General features: G+C 51.1%; 21 protein-coding genes. All 21 read right to left on the bottom strand.

Features of this window, described 5'->3' with window-relative positions; translation table 11 throughout:
• Positions 1-47: 47 nt before the first annotated feature.
• Entirely contained in the window at positions 48-752 is a 705-nt protein-coding gene (locus LVQ79_RS10505) for a hypothetical protein (protein ID WP_232864883.1), read from the bottom strand.
• Positions 749-1,060 carry a hypothetical protein gene (locus tag LVQ79_RS10500; RefSeq protein ID WP_232864882.1) on the bottom strand — a complete coding sequence of 104 codons (312 nt, stop codon included), beginning with the start codon at positions 1,058-1,060 and terminating at the stop codon, positions 749-751. Before LVQ79_RS10500 ends, LVQ79_RS10505 begins: the two co-directional genes overlap by 4 nt.
• Positions 1,060-4,839, bottom strand: coding sequence for a TipJ family phage tail tip protein (locus LVQ79_RS10495; protein WP_232864881.1), 3,780 nt, complete (start codon positions 4,837-4,839; stop codon positions 1,060-1,062). The genes LVQ79_RS10500 and LVQ79_RS10495 overlap by 1 nt, the downstream gene beginning before the upstream one ends.
• A 53-nt stretch (positions 4,840-4,892) precedes the next feature.
• Entirely contained in the window at positions 4,893-5,303 is a 411-nt protein-coding gene (locus LVQ79_RS10490; RefSeq protein ID WP_232864880.1) for a putative periplasmic lipoprotein, read from the bottom strand.
• An 81-nt stretch (positions 5,304-5,384) separates the two neighbouring features.
• Positions 5,385-5,978, bottom strand: a complete 594-nt coding sequence (locus tag LVQ79_RS10485) for a tail assembly protein (protein WP_232864879.1) — start codon at positions 5,976-5,978, stop codon at positions 5,385-5,387.
• Positions 5,966-6,697, bottom strand: coding sequence for a C40 family peptidase (locus tag LVQ79_RS10480; protein WP_232864878.1), 732 nt, complete (start codon positions 6,695-6,697; stop codon positions 5,966-5,968). The genes LVQ79_RS10485 and LVQ79_RS10480 overlap by 13 nt, the downstream gene beginning before the upstream one ends.
• A 12-nt stretch (positions 6,698-6,709) precedes the next feature.
• Positions 6,710-7,480 (bottom strand): phage minor tail protein L, encoded by a 771-nt coding sequence (locus LVQ79_RS10475; protein ID WP_232864877.1) that lies wholly within the window; start codon positions 7,478-7,480, stop codon positions 6,710-6,712.
• Positions 7,480-7,830 carry a phage tail protein gene (locus LVQ79_RS10470; protein WP_232864876.1) on the bottom strand — a complete coding sequence of 117 codons (351 nt, stop codon included), beginning with the start codon at positions 7,828-7,830 and terminating at the stop codon, positions 7,480-7,482. The genes LVQ79_RS10475 and LVQ79_RS10470 overlap by 1 nt, the downstream gene beginning before the upstream one ends.
• A 73-nt stretch (positions 7,831-7,903) precedes the next feature.
• Complete coding sequence (locus LVQ79_RS10465) at positions 7,904-8,320, bottom strand: hypothetical protein (protein ID WP_232864875.1); 417 nt, start codon at positions 8,318-8,320, stop codon at positions 7,904-7,906.
• Between the two features lies 1 nt (position 8,321).
• Positions 8,322-9,080: a hypothetical protein gene (locus tag LVQ79_RS10460; RefSeq protein ID WP_232864874.1), complete on the bottom strand. Its 759-nt coding sequence runs from the start codon at positions 9,078-9,080 to the stop codon at positions 8,322-8,324.
• 105 nt (positions 9,081-9,185) lie between these two features.
• Complete coding sequence (locus tag LVQ79_RS10455) at positions 9,186-12,314, bottom strand: phage tail tape measure protein (RefSeq protein WP_232864873.1); 3,129 nt, start codon at positions 12,312-12,314, stop codon at positions 9,186-9,188.
• Positions 12,314-12,598 (bottom strand): DUF1799 domain-containing protein, encoded by a 285-nt coding sequence (locus LVQ79_RS10450; protein ID WP_232864872.1) that lies wholly within the window; start codon positions 12,596-12,598, stop codon positions 12,314-12,316. Before LVQ79_RS10450 ends, LVQ79_RS10455 begins: the two co-directional genes overlap by 1 nt.
• A 17-nt stretch (positions 12,599-12,615) precedes the next feature.
• Positions 12,616-12,954, bottom strand: coding sequence for a phage tail assembly chaperone (locus tag LVQ79_RS10445; RefSeq protein WP_232864871.1), 339 nt, complete (start codon positions 12,952-12,954; stop codon positions 12,616-12,618).
• A gap of 42 nt (positions 12,955-12,996) precedes the next feature.
• Positions 12,997-13,932 (bottom strand): phage tail tube protein, encoded by a 936-nt coding sequence (locus tag LVQ79_RS10440; protein WP_232864870.1) that lies wholly within the window; start codon positions 13,930-13,932, stop codon positions 12,997-12,999.
• Positions 13,933-13,976: 44 nt separating this feature from the next.
• Complete coding sequence (locus LVQ79_RS10435; RefSeq protein WP_232864869.1) at positions 13,977-14,423, bottom strand: phage tail terminator-like protein; 447 nt, start codon at positions 14,421-14,423, stop codon at positions 13,977-13,979.
• Positions 14,416-15,000, bottom strand: coding sequence for a hypothetical protein (locus tag LVQ79_RS10430; protein WP_232864868.1), 585 nt, complete (start codon positions 14,998-15,000; stop codon positions 14,416-14,418). Before LVQ79_RS10430 ends, LVQ79_RS10435 begins: the two co-directional genes overlap by 8 nt.
• A gap of 2 nt (positions 15,001-15,002) precedes the next feature.
• Positions 15,003-15,356, bottom strand: coding sequence for a hypothetical protein (locus LVQ79_RS10425; protein WP_232864867.1), 354 nt, complete (start codon positions 15,354-15,356; stop codon positions 15,003-15,005).
• 1 nt (position 15,357) lies between these two features.
• Positions 15,358-15,840 (bottom strand): DnaT-like ssDNA-binding protein, encoded by a 483-nt coding sequence (locus LVQ79_RS10420; protein ID WP_232864866.1) that lies wholly within the window; start codon positions 15,838-15,840, stop codon positions 15,358-15,360.
• A gap of 2 nt (positions 15,841-15,842) precedes the next feature.
• On the bottom strand, positions 15,843-16,016 hold the full coding sequence (locus LVQ79_RS10415) for a hypothetical protein (protein WP_232864865.1): 174 nt from the start codon (positions 16,014-16,016) through the stop codon (positions 15,843-15,845).
• Positions 16,017-16,055: 39 nt separating this feature from the next.
• Positions 16,056-17,192 (bottom strand): major capsid protein, encoded by a 1,137-nt coding sequence (locus LVQ79_RS10410; protein WP_232864864.1) that lies wholly within the window; start codon positions 17,190-17,192, stop codon positions 16,056-16,058.
• Positions 17,193-17,208: 16 nt separating this feature from the next.
• Positions 17,209-17,961: a DUF6651 domain-containing protein gene (locus LVQ79_RS10405; protein WP_232864863.1), complete on the bottom strand. Its 753-nt coding sequence runs from the start codon at positions 17,959-17,961 to the stop codon at positions 17,209-17,211.

Here is a 17,961-nt window from a genome sequence, read left to right as displayed (position 1 = left end):
CAGATGCCAGAGCTCAGAATATTTTGAATGGATTCGTTATCAGAAAATTAGAGGTATTTGCTCACTTCGATGGCGGTGATGACGTTGCCGTTATTAACGCCACTCTCTTGTTGAGCACTACCGGTACCGATATAGGTCGTTGGCGCACTAAGAAAACGCGTTTCGTTACCATTGAATACGGCACTGAACATGACGGGCGTCGCCATTAACACCCCACCAGGGCCACCGGCTGACACTCTCCACACCTGTTGTCCGGAGCACTGAGGTACGATTGCCCAGCGCCCTGGCATTGTGGTGTTAATGAAAAAACCTGAGTTGTTGTTCGCGCCTCGCTGGCCAACCGTCGTTAAATCGGTTAAGACGCGCGTCTCGTGGGTCAGTATCAGCTGCCGATTCGCATCCCAGATAGCCATCCCCCAGGGTGGGTTTGGTACCGGCTGCGCAAAATGTGTAAACAAAAAAGCTGTGATTGTGAACTGGTCGTTGAAAATATTGATACCGTTAATCTCAAGTCTGCCATCTGCAATGACACCTGCAGACAGGGCTGGTGCGCCCTTGGCGGGCTGATTTGATATTAAAAATGGCAGAATGGGTTTATTGATGTCCGGAACGGGCATATAACCCGTAACTCGCTGATATCCACTCACCTCACTTGAGGTGAAACTGGCAACTGAATGTAGCGCCAGTGGTGAGGATTCAGGGGTTACAAAGGCCTGGCCATTAGGTGCGGTAATCAGTGCGCCATAAGTCATGCTTTCACCATATAAACGATAACGTCTGCGATATCGGCCTGATAAACGTCCCCTCCCATCGAACTATCAGCCGCGCTGGTGATCACAATGCTGTTCCCGGAGATATTAATTCGTCGACGCTTCGCGGTGTAGTTTGCTGGTGTGAATCCCACTGCAAACTGCAGAGCATAACCATCAGGAACACTGTAGGAATAGGTTCCGGACTGCTGGCCCGAAGTGAGTTTAAACACACCTGCCACCGAAATCGGCACAATGCCATAGTTGTTAGGTTTGCCGTTTGCATCCCATGACTGAAATCCCCACGCCATTACCAGACTCCTGTAATCAGCCCAAACTGCGCCCGAACGACACCTGCAGCATCACGTACAGTGATGCTGTTGTTTGTCTGCTTCATTGCGCCACTACTGTCACTACCGTAGTTTTCGAGCGTTCCTGTTTTGAAGTTGATTGACAGCCCAGCCTTGCCTGGAGAGTAATTCACAGAACTGATTGTTTCCGCCAGCTTCGCTCGAGTGATTGTGGCATCACCGATAACGGTATCGCGGATGATGGTCTGCCCGTTCTGGATAACAAAAGGCAGCGTTACCGCACCGCCAGCCTGAGTCATTACTGCGAAACGGTCAGCCAGGAACAACACCTGTGACTGCATCCCCCCCGGTGTATTCTCCACGCCAATACCCATCCCGGCAGCGTATTGCCGCCCGTTCGAGTCAACGGCGACCTTGATGTTGTACATTGCGTTGAGCTTGCCATCGATATTCGCAAGCGCCTGCGCATTGGTTGTGACACCTGCGCTCACTCCTTCAATAGATGCATTAATCGCAGTCACCTGGCTGGCTGTTGATTGCTGGTAGTTCGCGATGGTCTTGCTCAGTGTTGTAATACTGGACTCGTTGCCGGCGACCTTGCTGTCAAGTTTCTCAAGCGATTGTGTTGTGGCTTCACGGTCATTCGCAGCGACTTCATCAATGCGCTGAATTTGAGCAATACTACTGCCGTACTGCGCTGTAATAGTTTGCCGCAGATTCACCTGGGCCAGCGTGTTCTGAATCAGTGCAATCGAGGTGTTCTGAATGCCGCCACTGGCGTTATCGGTTTTACCCGACAATTCTTCGAAGCGTGAAGCGGTTGAGGAATCAAGCTCAGTGACCGCCTGTGTCAGTAGCGTCACACCGGCAGCGTTATCTCCGGTTTTTGCTGTGAGCTCATCAACGGCTGTTGCACGCGCTTTCGTTTCTGTGGCCAGCGCCTGACGAACTTCTGTGATACCAGCTTCATTACCAGTGACCTTCACCTCAAGGCGTGTCACGTCAGTAACGCGGGCCTCAGTTTCCGTGGCAATCACTTCACGCAGTTGCTCAAACTTCGCAGAGTTCGCGCCGTTCTGCGCGGACTGGCTCACCACCACATTCGCAATCGCCAGCGCGTTGTGAATGATGGATTCAGCAGTCTGTTTGTTTGCTCCAGCAGCTGCAGCAAGCTTGTCTGCGTTATCTATAATGGCGCTGGCCATGTCAGCAATTTTCAGATTACTGTCGACAGCGCTCTCAATCAGGTCTTTGAAAATGTCGGTGTCTTTAATTTGATTCAGCACGGCTTCAGTGATGTCCGTGACATCGATACTCGCCTGACCGCCTACAAATTCAGTCCATTCCCCCTGGTTGCCGATACGGTCTATAAGTCGCGCGCGGTACCAGAAATTTTGCCCCGCCTTCAACCCCATTTGCTGGTAAATCTTCTGGGGATAAGGCACGTCGGACAACAGCATAGGACTGCCACCGTCAGCCGTGGCGCTGTACTGGATTTCCGTATTCAGCGTGTCGCCTGAATCGGCAGGGAATCCCCATGTAACATTGATGCCAAACACAACATTATTAGTGGCAGCGAGGCCAACCGGCTTAGGCACATCGCCAACACGCCCTTTGAGATGCGTCAGCGCTGAGCTGGCCCACAAACTCGATGCACCTCCGGAATTGATGGCTCGAATGCGAACCAGATAATCACCTTCAAAAATAGCCGGCACTTCAAAGCTACGCATCCCTGTTTGCGGTACGTTTATCCACTCGTTCTCACCGCGCTTCCACTGCGCCACGTAAGCGACAATATCGGCCTGCGGTTTACCGTTTTTATCCAGCGGTGCATCCCATGTCGCAATAAGCGTAGCAATGCGCTGCCCCTGGCGAACCGCGTCATAGCTTGAAAGGGATACATTTCCGGGTTGTCCAACCAGGCCAGTGGGAATGAGGCTAATCGGTGGAGTATCGAGCCGGGCATTGTTATCAACCGCGTCATATTTCGACGAGTTATATTCAATTGCAGCGATGGAGAATGTGTTTTCCTCATCGTTATAGGTGAGATTCGTTACCCGGAAATACTGCAGGCGCAATTGCCCTGCATCGATGACAAACACGGCATCTGGCGCTGGTTGTGCATTGAATGCCGTGGCCACGATTAACTGCGTACCATTAACCGCCTGGATTACCCTGCTCTCGACAGTGCCGCCAATGGTGCGGATCATCAGTGTATCGCCAGCTACTGCACTGGTTCCCTGGTCCGTGGTTACTGCCTTGATTGCTGCGTCGTATGCAACAACACGACCGCCATAGATTCGGCCTGATACCCGTTCATCAGCAAAAGCGAAAACTTTCCCGGGTATATATACGTAACCGTCCAGACCGGTGGTGACTGAAATCATGCGATCAAGGTAGTTTGAATAGACCGCCCAGCCGCCCCTGCGCTGCGCTTCGCTCTCACGCGTGCAACCAACGGCTGTTAGCTGTGTTTGTTTGAACTTGAACTGCTTAACCAGGTCAGGAAACATCACCGCAGTCGTGCGATCCTGATAATGATTATCCGGGTCGCTAAAGTTAATCAGTGCAGAGCTGTAGCGGTTCTTTTCACTGCCACTTGAATAGACCGGTTTACCCACCACCGAAGCGCGGGTGAGGATCTGAATCTTCGAGGTGTCCACTGGCATATCAGAAACAACGTTGAACATGTTGTTTCCCCAGCACGTCATACCATTAAAGCCAGCGGCAATATCTTTGATTACCTGGTAGGCATCAGCTTGTGACTGGATGTACACATCAAAGAGAAATCGAGGTTCAGTACCCGGCCCACCTTTCCCATCTGGCACAAGCTGGTCACAGCGCTGAGCAATCCTGTACAACTCCCACTTATCCAGCATATCGACAGTGACGCGTCGGCCTAATCCGAAACGCTGCTGGGTGAGGATGTCAAACCAGATCCAGGCTGGGTTATTCGTCCATGACCATTTGAACGTTCCATCCCAGTTTCCACTGTACGTTCTCGCTGTAGCGTCGTAATTGGAGGGAACGCGGATAACACGGCCTTTGGGCTTGCAGGAAATGCGCGGGATGTTTCTGAAGGCTTTTGCATTAAATGAAACGTACAGCAGCGCGGTGTGTGGGTAACGTAGCCGCGCATCAATGACCTCAGTGATAGCCTGAATCTGAGTTTTGTTCTGTAGCATCTGGCTGGCGCTGTCTGCTGTATCTCGCACAACTCGAATCTGCCAGCCGGTATTCGCCTTGGGTAAATTGATGCGGTGAGTCAGCTCATACAGCGTGCTGAGTTTTTCAGTCACCGTTTTGGTCATCACCGTTGAATAAGCACCGCCGTCGGTTGCAACATCGATATGATATGCGACCGTTGTTCCCACGATATCACCATCATTTTCCTGTTGCTGGAGCCCGGTAATGCCCACTCGCACCAGCACCGCATCAATCTGAGTATTACTCAGCGCACGCGTCCAAGGCGTGGCTTTAGTAAGAGGAATGCCAATCGCAGTTTCATTCTCGACAGCAGGAAATCCCGGAATGGGTGATTGAACTTGAGTGCCCGGACGAAAATCCCATGACACATTTTCGAAATTCATGGTTCCATCAGCATTCCCCAGCGGCGTGCCATCCAGATAAATTCGAGTGGCATCCAGTCCACCAGCAAACTCACCCTCTCCCAACGCCAGTAAAATGCGGCAACGCGCCATTGACTGGGCTGAATCTGGCTGTTCTACAGGCGTGTGTTGCTTCTGGCTGCCACCTTTTGCACCAGTAATCGTTGCCATATTTTTCCCATAAAAAAACCCGCCGAAGCGGGTAGAATTTAATTCGTAGGCTGTTATTTCACGCGCCACATGCGGTACTGGCCCCAGAAGCCAATCTCAGTTAGATATTCCTGGTCTTTCCCATCAGCAGTAATGTCGAGTGTTTTACGCATCCCCATACTCAAAACATTACATTCATTGCTGACTCGCAATTGATGCGGACCATTGTTTAAATATGCTGTCACAAATTGATTTTGTCGCAGTTTAGCTACGTCACTGCCATCAATTTGAATGAGAAACTTGCATGTACCACCGCTTCCACCACCAGCAAACTGCTTGTTCCTGGTTACAGTTACTTTGGTTTGTTCTACTCCAACCTTCGGCTCAACAATCTGTTTGTTTATAATTGTTTCTGCAGGACCGTATGGACGTGCGCACCCAGTCAATAAAAGCCCACAAACCACCACCATTAATGTTTTTTTCACTTTAATCCCTTCTTATATTATGGATACCTACATAATAACCTTAAGGCATTGAAAAGTAATGACGGATACTTATATCCGAGCTTAAATATCCTCGGCAATTATCCCTGCACTAATGATCCCGCCACCAATTTCTCGCTCCCCATACAATACTGGGACCGGGTTACCCATTGCCAATGAGTTAACCGCACCGCCAAATGCATAACTTGGTTTATTGTCGGGATCATCACGGCCTTGAAGGCCTTTAGGTTGTGGTGAAAGCATCTGATAGATGCCACCCGCCATCATTGCTAATCCAGATGAGATTAAACCTGCGGCCATTGGAGAGGCTGTTCCCCCTGAGACATAAGTCATGATTCCCCCAGCCACTACCATTATTGCCCCAAGTATCGTTTGGAATAATCCGGCCTTCTTTGCCCCTTCCATAACCGGAGCAATGCGAATGTCATCGTTTCCACCAAGACTTTTAAAATCTTCCAGTCCGATGTTTCGTTTCCCTCTGAATACAGCGAATACCATCCCATTGCTCTTGGCATTGTGTAGGTAGTCTTCAAATCCGTCGAAATTAACGCTAAGAGCTTTGACTGCTTCCATCGAGGTTTGAACTGCAAACTTATGAATGCGCCCGAAACGAACACCTAATGGTCCGTATAAGCGGATGGTTGTTAAACGCGCCATTGTGTTAGCTCCAGAGGTAAGTTTTTGTGGCGGACGCATATCATCGTTCTTTCTTTGAAATAACCGCGTGAATACGGCGTGATGCATGAAGGCTGCCCGTACAAGTGGTGTAAGAGCTCGGCCTCTTCGGTGATGATCCCGGCATGATTCCACTTCCCGGATTCAACTTGCATGATGACCATGCAACCCGGCATGGGGTCACATTCGATAAAGCCCTCTTTCTCCCAGTTATCGAAATAGAGGTTGTCCGTGTATTGGCTTTCCCACCAGGGATAATCGACACGGAAATCATTCAATTTCACGCCCTGCGTGGCATGCCAGTCCATAATCAATCCCCAGCAGTCATGCGAGCCAAGAATGAACGCGCGACCAATAAGCGGAATGGCATCGGGTGTAATTTCGGCGTACTGATCACAGTCAGGTGCGTAAATGCCCCAAATGACACCCGAATTATTGCATTGCTGGCGATCAAGGTCGGAGGGAATTGGCCTTGCTCCATCCCCAGGGTGCGAATGGATAACACGGATAATCGTTCCCGAATCCTCGGCGTTTGCCCAATGCTCCCCATCGATACGGAAGTGCTCGGTGGGGGTTTCATGACTGTTAGGTATTGGGATGTAGCTCTGACGTCGCCCGGATTGAATGACGAAGCCGCAGCACTCGCGAGGAGATTCCTCCAGCGCATGAGCCCGGATGGCTGTTATTATCGTTTTGTTCATTGTGAAACCTGATTATCGAGTGAAGAGAACCGTTGCGGGGAAGCCACCAAAATCGAGGGTTGCAGTGTTTGGTTCTCCCAGTCCTGCACCAAAGCGCTTGCAGCAATCACTGAGGCAACCTCCGCAAACATCTAACGCTGGGTCGCTCACTTGATTACCTTTGGCATCGAAATAAGCTATGCCGTTATAGCTACAACCATCACCACTACGATACTGGCCCCGCAGGGCCCACTCACAAAGTGATGTGATTTGCCTTGTAGGGATCACTAAGCCCTGCAGGTCAGCCGGGCTGCTCAGTGCCCAAGTGATGACCTCGTCATCTTCAGATGATTTGATGTCTATCCAGAAAGTCTGTAGCGAGAACATCGTAGGATCAGCCGTTGGATTAGTTCCCCCGGGAAAGTTTACGGCATCAAGGTAAACGGCATAGGTGTCGATAATGCTGACTTTCGAATTCACCATGTCTTTGAACTGAAGGCAAAGCGCAGTTATATGACCATCAAGGTTCGACACACTGAGTTTTGGTGCTGCGGCTTGGTCAGTTGAAAGAGCAAGGTCAGCCACTTGGAATGGCCAGAAATCGTAAGTTTTGCCATCAAAGATGATTGGCTTCGGGCCTAGCTTGTTTTCATCGCCGGCTGCTGCGTCGATTTCTTCTGGAGTGTGTGGGAATGGACTGTAGTGAAAACGGTGCATACCACCGCTGAATTCCGAGGCATCAACTTCAATCAAACGCACCCTGCCACCGGGTGCCAGTTTTGCGGCCTGGTCGACGAAAGCCATTATGCGTACACCCCATAGGCTCGTTTGATGGTGAAAGTGAGTTCTGCGAACTTGCTGCTAATAACGTTCTTGCGTACAGAATTAGCGACAACGCGGTAAAGCCCCCTTTCTTCACCTGGTGGGGTAATGATGAATGCCTTCACTACGTGGGAAAGCAAGAAAGTGCGAAGTTCATTCACTTCCGTTTCAGCCCCCACATGCTTCATTGGCACCTGGATAGCTGTCGAGTTAATCCCGTTCTCGGCTACTTGTTCATAGCCATCGCCAAATTGGGCTGCGCGAACTGTCTGACTATATTCGATAGGCCCAGCACCGAGCTGCGAATGCCATTTGTAGGTTTCAACTGCCATATTTTCCCCATAAAAAAACCCTGCATGTGCAGGGTTCATAAATAGATATAACGGATAAAGGCGCTGTCAGATGCTAGGCCACTTGTACCTTGATTTGATTGACAAGGTCTTGCGCAATTTCTGCATCCTTCACAATATTCTCTAGCTGAGAACGGTTCATATTGTGCGTCAGTTCGTAATCAGCTTCGCATCTAATTTTATGACACATTTTTAGTTTTACAGACAATAGCTGTAACGACCGAATATGTTCTGGATGGAGACTTTCAGCGCAATCAGCTAAATATTGAGAAAGACGGGCATGAGTTCCGCCTTTAAATATTTTTCCAGGTATAGGATGGTTCTTTGGTATGTGACCGCCGACAAGCTCGTGAGAAGCATGAAACATGCTGTAGTAAGCTCTACCAATCGCAGCTCTAAGAACAACCTCATCATCATCTTTTAGGGCTAATGATTTTGACATCTGAAGTATTTCGTAATGAGAAATTGCCATCCTAAGCCTCAATCACATGGAATGTTGCGATGCTATTAGCTGAGAACAAATGGTTATCAACTATTAAATTAGCCAATTCATGGTTTAAATCCCATACAAATTCAGCTTGATCTTTTGCTACACCAAAAGAAAATATCAGCATCCCTTCGGCATCAGTGTGAACAGATGTTTGTCTTGGAGGTAGGCTGTGTTCCTCAGCAATACGCATCACTAGAAGTGCCATTTCTGAAAGAAATTTAGACTCCTCTAAATCGCTTTCCAGAACACTTAAAATAGTTTCACAACGCATAATATCGCCTCTTTGTTTATCAGTAAGCGACGATGGTTCTAATGATTGGAATAGACCTTTGTTTTTTATTGCGATCATGGAATGGAGATCAGCCCAATATCCCGCGTTAAGAAATGCGTGATAAAGTCCTGATACATCTGCGAAAGGAATACTTTCGATCGATATTTTCCTTGCGAGCTTATACTGGCACTTCTGCCCGAAGGCTATAGCAAAATTGACCCACGTAGTATCGTTGTAAGGGGCAATCAAAGCTAAACGTTCATGCGTTCCGATAGCTGCGGCGTAATTGCCACCGACGATCTCAGCGAGTCCCGTAATCAACAATGATTGCGCAATATCAGGGATTTTTTTTGCTTCACGCAATATTACTCTTAGCCCAAAATCCCCAAGCTTATTTTCTCCCGATTCAATAGAAGGGATAAGTTTTTCAAGTAGGTCATTTGTTATGAGTTGAGGATTTACACTCGGCATGCTGAGACCAATTCGTTGTTAGATGGCCTAAAGACTAGCACAGAACATCTATCAGCTATACCTGGTGAAAAATCCATAGTTAATATGAACATGTATCCAAAATGATTACTTTTTCGCAAAACTCCCACCAATCATGCCATCATCACGGATTGCCTTTGCGATTCCCTCGGTCACATATCCTTTGATACGTTCAGCCAATGCCCTGGCAGCAGCATCACCATCGCTACCACCGCTACCACCGCTAACATTCGAAGTACTGTTTCCTCGGTTATCGACGTAAATATCGACGTTAATGCCACCTGTTGCCCCAGTCGAATTACCCTTCCCGCTCCCAACAAGCCCACCCGTTGCATAACGCGACATCGTTCCACCGTTCATTAAGCGGTAGAGGTTGTCGACGCCAAGACGATTGGTCGCTTCTTTAGTGAAAACGAACTCGTCTTTGTGAACGATGCCTGCCGGTTCGTATTTCCCTCCGGATCCCGTGTAGCCTCCTGAATCAAAGCTAAGTCCCGCTGCAGCATTGGTATAAGCGCCTGATGGCGTTGTTCCACCACCAGAACTGCCGCTGATCCAGCCCAAAGCTTGCTGCACCGCGTAAGCCACCAGCAAGCGATTAGTGACCTCAACGATCATCTTAAGCATGGATTTGCCGAACTCTTTGATGGAGGCATTCCCGGTAGTCATCAGGCTGGTCAGCATGTCGGACAGGCCTGTGAATGTTGATGAGGCTACATTCCTGACGCCATCATAGGTGTTAGTGGCAGCATCGGCATAATCGGCCCATCCACGTTTGGCGCCTGCAATCCAATCCCCACGCAAATCATCTTCTGCCTGATACGTTGCTCGCTGTTCGGCAAGAACCTTTTTCTGTGCTTCAGGGTTGTAAGAATACGCCTCTTTAATGCGCTGAAGGGAGGATGCCCTTTCCGCTTCACGTGTTGATTCACCTCGCGCTGCCGCGGCGATTTCTTCACGTTTAGCTGCCTGCTGGTCAGCAAACTTATTCGCCTGGTCTGCTAAAGAGTTCAGCTTTTGCTGGCTGGCAATCTGGTCGCCTATTACGGCGTTGATTTCCGCCTGGGCTAAGGCTTTATCTTTCGTTGCCAGTAACGATTGCTCGTCTTTGGTCAGCGTCCGGGATTTAGCGGCATCTTCCAGCACGCTGAATTTGGCCTGAATCTCCCACTGCTGCTTGCGCTGCTGGCTGATTACGTCATTAACGCCAGTGTGCTGCTGAAGAACTTTAAGTTGAGCCTGTAGCGCCAGCGTTTCAGCGTTGTAGGTATCGAGTGAGCGGTCACCGGCCGCCACCCGTACAGCTGGAGTTTTGGCGGTTTTGTCTGGGTGGAATTGCTTGTTGATGCCATCAACAGCCTGCTGGCGCTGTGAGTCACTCCACTTGTCTGGTGCTGCCGCAACATTTTTCCAGAGTTCAGAAAGTGCTTTGCTGCGTTTTTCCTGCCAGGTAGCAGACTGCTCGAGGACTCGGTTCTGATAAATCAGCGAACTGGTGCGTTTGTCGTCAGCATCTTTGGCTGTTTCGGCTGATGCTGCAATGTCCTTTTGCTGCATCGCCATCTGCTGAAGCGGGGCTATTTGCTCTTTCAGAGCGCTTATTGCAGCTAACTGAGCCTTGCGCCGATTGTCATAATCCTGATCGCCACTACTTGTGTCGTAGCTATAGCCATAACCCATTCGCTGACGCTCGGGCAAAAGCGTTTTCTCTCTGGCTGCCAAATCAGCCTGCATACGTTTGAGCATGTCATCAGGTGCTTCCGGCCTGCCAATGTTCAGCAGTTCATCCCACATGCCTTTAAGCGAACTTCTGACGCTATTGGCTGCGCGTTCAACCAATCCTAGATTGCTGATGATTTGCTGGCTGCGGCTCTGCTCTGCCTGGCTATATGCTTTGGCTGCGGCCTCTGCTGCACCTTCTTTATCCCCACGACGCTCGAGCGAAGCAATGTAATCGTACTGCGCGGAAGTGAGGTAATGCAGCGTTGAGTTCAGGTCCTCTGATGCCTTTGTGGGATTGGCATATAGCTTCTGGAAGTTCTTAATCGTGGCATCGACCGATTGCCCGGTCGCGCTTTCCATCGCCATCGCAGCGCGGGTTACCGACTCCAGCTGATCGGTTTTGAATGTGCCAGCGCCAACTACCTGAGATAACGTGGCGGCAGCGGCTGCGACCTTGTTGCTCGAGCCTCCAATCTTTTGCGCCATTTCTGACAACTGGCTTGCTGATTGTGCCGAGTAGTTCCCCGTCAGAATGAGCTGACGATTAAACTCGGAGGCTTCCTGCGTCCCTTTGTACCAGGCCGTCGCAAGCACGCCAACACCTAGAACCAGCGCGCCAATTCCCAGCGTCACCGGGTTAAGCAGTCCCAGCAATCCACGCAAATAGCCACCGACTCCAGAAATCGCCCCGCCGACAGAACCAAACTGGTCCTTAATCTGCCCGCCCTGCTGAAGCAGGATAAGGAATGGCGACTGACCACCAGCCAGTTGCGTTGCAATATCCGTAAACTGCGCAGGGAGCGTACGAAGCGCAGCGTTGTACTGTCCGATAGATATCCCGGCCTTTTGTGCGGCCAGTTGCTGCCTGGACAGTGTCTCCGGCAACGCATCAGCCACGGTAGTTAGCCGCTGGCGCGTTTCGTTCAGGATGCCGTTGAAATGCTCGAACTGGCTGCTGTTAATGCGTCCTGACTCGAAGTGCGAAACAAGCAGCGCATGCTGTTCATCCAACGCATTGAATGCGCGAATAGTCGGGTCAATGGAGCCCAGCAGGCTTTTCAGTGAGGCCGATTGCTTCTCTGCTGCCTGCGTGGCTGCCAGTTCTGCCTGCGCTCGCGCCGCAGCTTCACCCGTATCAGTAAGCTTTAAGCGCGTGTCATCAAGGATTTTGTTGTAGGAAAGGAAGGTATCGTTATCCAGAAACCCTTTGGTCTGAAAACCTCGCAGGGAAGCCTGCTGCTCATCCAGGCGGTTAAGGGCTTTGGTGACCGGGTCGATATTCTCCAGCAAGCCCTTTAGGGCGATTTGTTGCTCTTTAAGTCCTTCCGTTCCCTGTTGCGTCGCAGGCTTAACACGCTTTGCCGCATCAGCCAGGCTATCGGCCCCAGCCGCTGCGCCAGCTGCTGCATCGGATAATTTATCGAGCTCAGTATTTGCCGTCTTCAAATCCGAGACATCAGCACGCAGCGTAATCGACGCGATTTGTTCAGACATTACGGCACCTTACTCATCGTTGTGAGAGCTTCGTGCTCCATGATTTGAATATCAGCCAGACAGGCCGCCGCATCCTCAACCCTGTGCATTTCGAACATCCAGGGGAGAACGTTGTAATCGATGCCGGTTGCACCGCCAGTACCAACACGCCATTGCGTTGCCAGTGATGAGAAGACAGCAAAGGACGGCCATACCGATGGCAGAATGCCGACCTCTTCTTCCACATCTTCAGGCGTATATCCAAAAGCGGCTAACTCCGCGACTGACGGTCCCGGCGTATACATCGCTGCGGCGACCTGCCTCAGTTTTTTTCGCGCAATCCCATCAGTTCTTTGGTGTAAGCCAGGCCGATGCTGTCGAACGCGCGTGGGTAGTTCTTCAGGAGGGTAATAACGTTTTCGCGGGTGAACTCATCAGGCAGCGCCCAGCTTTCAGTGATTTCCATCAGGTAATCGGTCTGCGGTTCAACTGCGGACTTCTTCCCTTCCGCTGACTTCTGAAGCTTCTCATCCATAGCGCGTAACTCGTCGAGCGTTTTATGGCGGAAGGTGAAGGTCAGTTGTCCATCCTCGCCACCAGCGCGGGGGATGGAGGCGGTTACAGAAAAAGTAGGATTGGGGATCAGGGTGAATTTGGTCATTAGGTTTACTCGTAGAAAAGCCCGGCGAACCGGGCAAGATGATTAAGGAACGGTTACCGCACATGCCTTTGAGGTAATCGTCTTACCTGCGGCATCAGTGACTTCACAGGTGTATGAACCCGCGTCACCAGCACTCGCAGCAGCGATATGCAGCGTGGCGGCTTTTTGAGTTGGCAGCACTGTTCCATCTTTCTTCCAGACGTAGGTGTATGGCGCAGAGCCGCCTGATACCACAACAGCCAGGTCCAGAGCTGCGCCTACCGCCACCGATTGGTTCGGTTTATCCAGATCGGAAACAAACGCCAGTGGTGTTGCTGAGGCATCAGCGATTGGATAAATCTGCATATCTGATTCGAAGTTCATTCGCGCTTCGTTACTTTCAACGGCGTTAACTTCCGTCTTCGGCACTTTCTGGAATGAGATTTTTGCGGAGTAAAAACGGTCAGCTTTGCCACGTTGGTTATGGAACCACACAGCCGTTGTATCGCTGGACTCGTCACACTCAATCAGGCGTTTATAAATCGCCAGTAGCGGATCATGCGCAAAGGTATAAACCTGAACCACGGCGTTTTTAAACGTCGGGATAGTTCGCGCTTTATCATCTTCCAGGAACTGGACACTGATGGTCTGCTGGTCACCGCCTTCGGTACCGAGCGTCATGACCTGCGGCATGGTGATCCACGAATCAATCTTACGCAGCGTGCCTGCCCCGGTACCGACCGGGAATTTATTGGTGTTGGTAGTATCGAAGCCTTCCAGCACGATTTTGGTGGTGGTGACTGATTTAACGCGCAGCACCATACTATCGAGCTTCAGCCATCCGGAATTAACCTGCACCACGTCACCAGCCAGAATGCCTGTGGACGATGCTACGGTAAGCTCACACTCATCAGCGTTAGATGCACCGCTGAACACAATTTGGGCGAGATAGGCCTTAGCGATGTTCACACGCGAGCCATTGGGGATTGCGAATGCCATTGCACTCTCCTGAATATGGGTAATAAAAAACCCGCCGTAGCGGGTCAGTAGTCAGCGCGGTAGCTGATTGAGATGGGTATCGTGTAACTGATGGAGCCAGAGCCACCTGTCGGGCCAGATGAGGCGCGGTCCTGTATGCCGGAATGTATTGTTGGCTGCCCGCTGATGTACACGGACAGGTCTCCATACTGCAATCTCTCACCATCCGGGAATTCATCTGAAATACCGTTTGCTATACGGCGTGAATCAGTGACGCCATTACCGGCCATTGCGATCACGTTCACCTGCATAACACCCCGGTAGGTTTTGGCGCTGGCCTCAAAATCAATGCTCTGGGTTGCGGCTGGCAATACAAACACTCGGAGGTAAGGCTTATCCTGTGGGGGTGTGAACGGGATATTCTCCCATGCAACCTGTACACCCTGCGTGTTAGCAAACAAGGCAATACGCTGTTCAAGCATTTCGATAATCCGTAACGACTGGTCAGCCATTGCGCACCTCATTTGCCGCTTCAGAGAATAGCTTCTGGAAGTCTTGCGCGGTGATACGCACCATTCCTCCGGGGGCTTGCTTTGAATGACCAAACTCAAGCGAATACGCGTACGGCAGATTATTGGTGAAGTAGATTGAGGTCATTCCCACCTTAAACGTCTCAAGGATGACGCGACCGCGCCGCATTGAGATATTCCCTGTGCGATCGACGTCATCAGTTGCGTTAACCGGCTGCGAATCCATGCCCACAAACCAGTTGGCTTTGAACCGGCCACCGATATAGCCAGGCGGTGCTTTGATATCCATGGAATCATGAACATTCATGCCTTTCCGCAATCGCCCAGTTTTGGTCAGGTTTGCTTCATCAATGCGCAGCGCATTGTTGTGGTTAGTCACCTCTTCGTTGTACGAAACTGCTGTCTGGTTCACTTCCCAAACATCCGGGTTGCCAACCGGAGACATTCTCACAAGCTGGGCCAGAATTTTGATACCGGTCACCCGAACGACTTTCTCGATATCTTCCTTTCCGCTATCAACAAACAACTGGATAGAGTCCAGAAAAGCCTGATTACCCATGGTCACATCCTTAGCTGAACTTTGTAGCTGATGAGCACCTTGCCCGGTTTAACAGGATTGGGTTGCTCAACACGATAGGTTCTTCCATCAATGACTATCAGATCATCAATTCGGATTTCCGTTTCGTACGTGGCCGTCAGTTTGATATCGCCAGTTAACACCAGTGAGTTATCAATCTCTCGTGGTTGGTACTCAGTGATAACGCCCGTTACGGTCGCTGATACCGCGGGGGTTTTCACTTCCCGGCCATTCTCATCGCGCTGAACAGCTCCACCACGGGTTAGCATGTATTGTGCGCCGTTCTCCGTAAGCAACCGGGTTGCAGCAGCACGCATTCGCAGATAGTTGATTGCCATGCTATCCCCTTGTCACCCGAACCTGTTTACCGCCTACCACCAGCCCGCGCAGTGAAGCGAATAGCCATGGGAACGATGGTGTTGCTTTGCTGGTCCCAGCTTCGTATTGCACAGTTACGGCACCTTCAACACGTTCCATCGTCACGGCGCCGCCACCAGCAACTGAAGGTACCAGGTCAATTTCCTGCGACTCAACCGCCAGGCGACATTGAACTGAAACGAGCTGTTTAGGAATGGCATCATCAGGGAGGTCAATGCCATCAAAGCGCAATCCGGAGCGTGGCCACGATAAAAGCTGAGATGAAACAGCACGCTCACCGCGCCATGCCAGCCCTTCGAGATAGTCCATCGCCTGCACCAGTAACTGAGCGCACTCAGTATCATCTGTTGGTAATGAGTAACCACGAGAATCAGCGAAGGCTTTGAGATCGATAACGCTGGCGTAGCTATTGAAGCCAGGCGAATGGGGATCGGCAACCAGCATGGTTATTCCTCCAGACGCCAGTCCAGCGCCAGCCAGTTATCTACTTCGTCGGGGTGAACATCAGCGCTCAGCGGACCACCAGGGAACTCTGGTTCATCGCGTACCATCACGACCATGCCACCCGCATTCTTCTCAGCCTCGCGCTGTGCACGCTGCTCTTTGGTTAATCCGGCCATTGGGCCTCCCAAAAGATTTAGGGGCCGAAGCCCCAATGGTTAGCCCATGATGATGGTGGAGTGCTCAGGCTGCACAGATGCAACACCCCACGCCACGCCAACCTCATAACGCACCTGGCGGTACTGACGGTACAAAGCAATCTGGAAGGTGATGCCGGAAACCGGGTCGGTTACGTTCATCACATCGTCAGCGGTATCGCCGCCTTTAGGCATCGCCGGGGTGCGACAAGCCAGCAGGAATGAATTGCGGTCAAATGCCATGTTTGGCGCAAACTCACTCAGAACCGTGACGGCGGTCTGGTCGGCAAGGTCCTGACGCAGGCCTGGCGCGGAAATGGTAAGAGTGGAAGAAGTGGCTGCGGCAACCAGATACTTATTGTCATCGCCAGCAAACTGCACCGCAGTGCCAGCGGCAATGCCACCAGTACCTGCAGAAATAGCGATGATGATATCGCCCTCTTTCTTCTCACCATTGACCTTATAGCCAGTTGCGGTGCTTTTCGCCGTGCGTTTGATACTTGCGGATTCATGCAGATTGAAGCCCATGACGCGACCAATAACACCTTCTCGCAACAATTGGTCTGTGCCGGCTTCATTCGCTTTGAACAGCACTGACTGCTTGCCACGAATTGACGCCATCGCCTCTCCACCCAGAACCATCCGTAGGTCGGTAGTCGGGCAGCCGTTATCGGTAAGGATTTGACGGGCGTTTGCCGCATCAGACAGATCATCTTTGACGCTGAAGGGCGTGTCTTTTGGTGCGCCAACAGCGCGGGATGATTTGTAAAAAAGCGCCGCCAGGTCTGCGTCCATTTCGTTACCCAGAGCACGGAACGCCTGAGAGAACTGGTCAGCCAAAACAACGTCGTAATTGCCTGAGGGCCCAATGGCTAACTGCTCTTCACCATTCCATTTGACTGGTGCCATTTTGGATTTGGTGATTTTAACGTCCACTGTGCCAATGTTCTGATCGCCGTCGTTCGGCGCGGTAGCAGCAGGGGTAATATCAACGGTAGTGGTTTTCGGCGCAACCGGTGCGGTAACGGTCTGGTCTTTAGCGGCGGCATCAGCTTTCGCATTGCGAGCCACTGCTGGGATAAATCCAACCTGTTCGCGTGATACGCGATTCAGGGCAGTAAAGATAGTCGGGATAAGCCCGGTCAAAGTGTTCGACATTTATTTTTCCTTTCGATTAGTCAACGATGCTCGTGCCACCGCCAATCGCAGCTTGTTGCTCAGCTGGCGGCAAGGCGTCAAACGCATCGCGTTTCATGGTTTTCTGCCCGGCCTGATGCTGTGACTGCTGAGAGCCACCGCCAGTGTTGCCGGATGCTTTGAGGATGTGGTCTTTCTGCGGGTATTGCTCGACCAGCGATTCCAGCGCTTCATCGAAGTCAGCCAGTTCGCCAGGCTTGGTGCGGGAGTACACCTTCTCGCCATTCGGGTTGTATGCAACCACCTTGCCGTCTTCGATTTTGAAGTTCTGGCCGAAGTGAGAACGAACAAACTCCGCCGGGATTGCCATCTTCTCGGAAATGAACTTAGAGCCACCGAAGCGACCCCCAATCATCTCCTGATAAAGCTGCGATTCCAGCTTCTGGCTCTTGCCGTTGGCTTCATCCAGTTGGGTCTGGAATGCCTTGGTGATTTCGGCTTTAACCTGGTCAACGGCACCCGCGTCAATCAACTTCTTCTGGTCGAGCCTGGATACCAGGTCCAGTGCTTCGAGCGCTTTGGCCGGGTCGGTGATGCTGGCGAACTGGGATAGTTTGGCTTCCGCCTGCTCTTTCCCTTCACGGTGAGTTTTCGCCTCGCCGTTGAGCTGAGTGATTTTGCCCATCGCCGCAGAGGCATCGAACGGGATTTCTTTTCCGTCGTCATGCACATACACAGGCATACCGTTTTCAACCACTACGTGTCCGTTTGCATCAAGTTTCAGTTTCAT

The organism is Buttiauxella cochleicola (assembly GCF_021282405.1).
Classification (GTDB): domain Bacteria; phylum Pseudomonadota; class Gammaproteobacteria; order Enterobacterales; family Enterobacteriaceae; genus Buttiauxella; species Buttiauxella massiliensis.
Note: the sequence above shows the minus strand (reverse complement) of the source record. Positions and strands in the feature narration are given on the sequence as shown.

What these genes read in the sequence shown, in the direction of transcription:
- LVQ79_RS10505 (WP_232864883.1), bottom strand. Translation starts at nt 752, where the DNA reads ATGACTTATGGCGCACTGATTACCGCACCTAATGGCCAGGCCTTTGTA.
- LVQ79_RS10500 (WP_232864882.1), bottom strand. Translation starts at nt 1,060, where the DNA reads ATGGCGTGGGGATTTCAGTCATGGGATGCAAACGGCAAACCTAACAAC.
- LVQ79_RS10495 (WP_232864881.1), bottom strand. Translation starts at nt 4,839, where the DNA reads ATGGCAACGATTACTGGTGCAAAAGGTGGCAGCCAGAAGCAACACACG.
- LVQ79_RS10485 (WP_232864879.1), bottom strand. Translation starts at nt 5,978, where the DNA reads ATGGCGCGTTTAACAACCATCCGCTTATACGGACCATTAGGTGTTCGT.
- LVQ79_RS10480 (WP_232864878.1), bottom strand. Translation starts at nt 6,697, where the DNA reads ATGAACAAAACGATAATAACAGCCATCCGGGCTCATGCGCTGGAGGAA.
- LVQ79_RS10475 (WP_232864877.1), bottom strand. Translation starts at nt 7,480, where the DNA reads ATGGCTTTCGTCGACCAGGCCGCAAAACTGGCACCCGGTGGCAGGGTG.
- LVQ79_RS10470 (WP_232864876.1), bottom strand. Translation starts at nt 7,830, where the DNA reads ATGGCAGTTGAAACCTACAAATGGCATTCGCAGCTCGGTGCTGGGCCT.
- LVQ79_RS10465 (WP_232864875.1), bottom strand. Translation starts at nt 8,320, where the DNA reads ATGGCAATTTCTCATTACGAAATACTTCAGATGTCAAAATCATTAGCC.
- LVQ79_RS10460 (WP_232864874.1), bottom strand. Translation starts at nt 9,080, where the DNA reads ATGCCGAGTGTAAATCCTCAACTCATAACAAATGACCTACTTGAAAAA.
- LVQ79_RS10455 (WP_232864873.1), bottom strand. Translation starts at nt 12,314, where the DNA reads ATGTCTGAACAAATCGCGTCGATTACGCTGCGTGCTGATGTCTCGGAT.
- LVQ79_RS10450 (WP_232864872.1), bottom strand. Translation starts at nt 12,598, where the DNA reads ATGTATACGCCGGGACCGTCAGTCGCGGAGTTAGCCGCTTTTGGATAT.
- LVQ79_RS10445 (WP_232864871.1), bottom strand. Translation starts at nt 12,954, where the DNA reads ATGACCAAATTCACCCTGATCCCCAATCCTACTTTTTCTGTAACCGCC.
- LVQ79_RS10440 (WP_232864870.1), bottom strand. Translation starts at nt 13,932, where the DNA reads ATGGCATTCGCAATCCCCAATGGCTCGCGTGTGAACATCGCTAAGGCC.
- LVQ79_RS10435 (WP_232864869.1), bottom strand. Translation starts at nt 14,423, where the DNA reads ATGGCTGACCAGTCGTTACGGATTATCGAAATGCTTGAACAGCGTATT.
- LVQ79_RS10430 (WP_232864868.1), bottom strand. Translation starts at nt 15,000, where the DNA reads ATGGGTAATCAGGCTTTTCTGGACTCTATCCAGTTGTTTGTTGATAGC.
- LVQ79_RS10425 (WP_232864867.1), bottom strand. Translation starts at nt 15,356, where the DNA reads ATGGCAATCAACTATCTGCGAATGCGTGCTGCTGCAACCCGGTTGCTT.
- LVQ79_RS10420 (WP_232864866.1), bottom strand. Translation starts at nt 15,840, where the DNA reads ATGCTGGTTGCCGATCCCCATTCGCCTGGCTTCAATAGCTACGCCAGC.
- LVQ79_RS10415 (WP_232864865.1), bottom strand. Translation starts at nt 16,016, where the DNA reads ATGGCCGGATTAACCAAAGAGCAGCGTGCACAGCGCGAGGCTGAGAAG.
- LVQ79_RS10410 (WP_232864864.1), bottom strand. Translation starts at nt 17,192, where the DNA reads ATGTCGAACACTTTGACCGGGCTTATCCCGACTATCTTTACTGCCCTG.
- LVQ79_RS10405 (WP_232864863.1), bottom strand. Translation starts at nt 17,961, where the DNA reads ATGAAACTGAAACTTGATGCAAACGGACACGTAGTGGTTGAAAACGGT.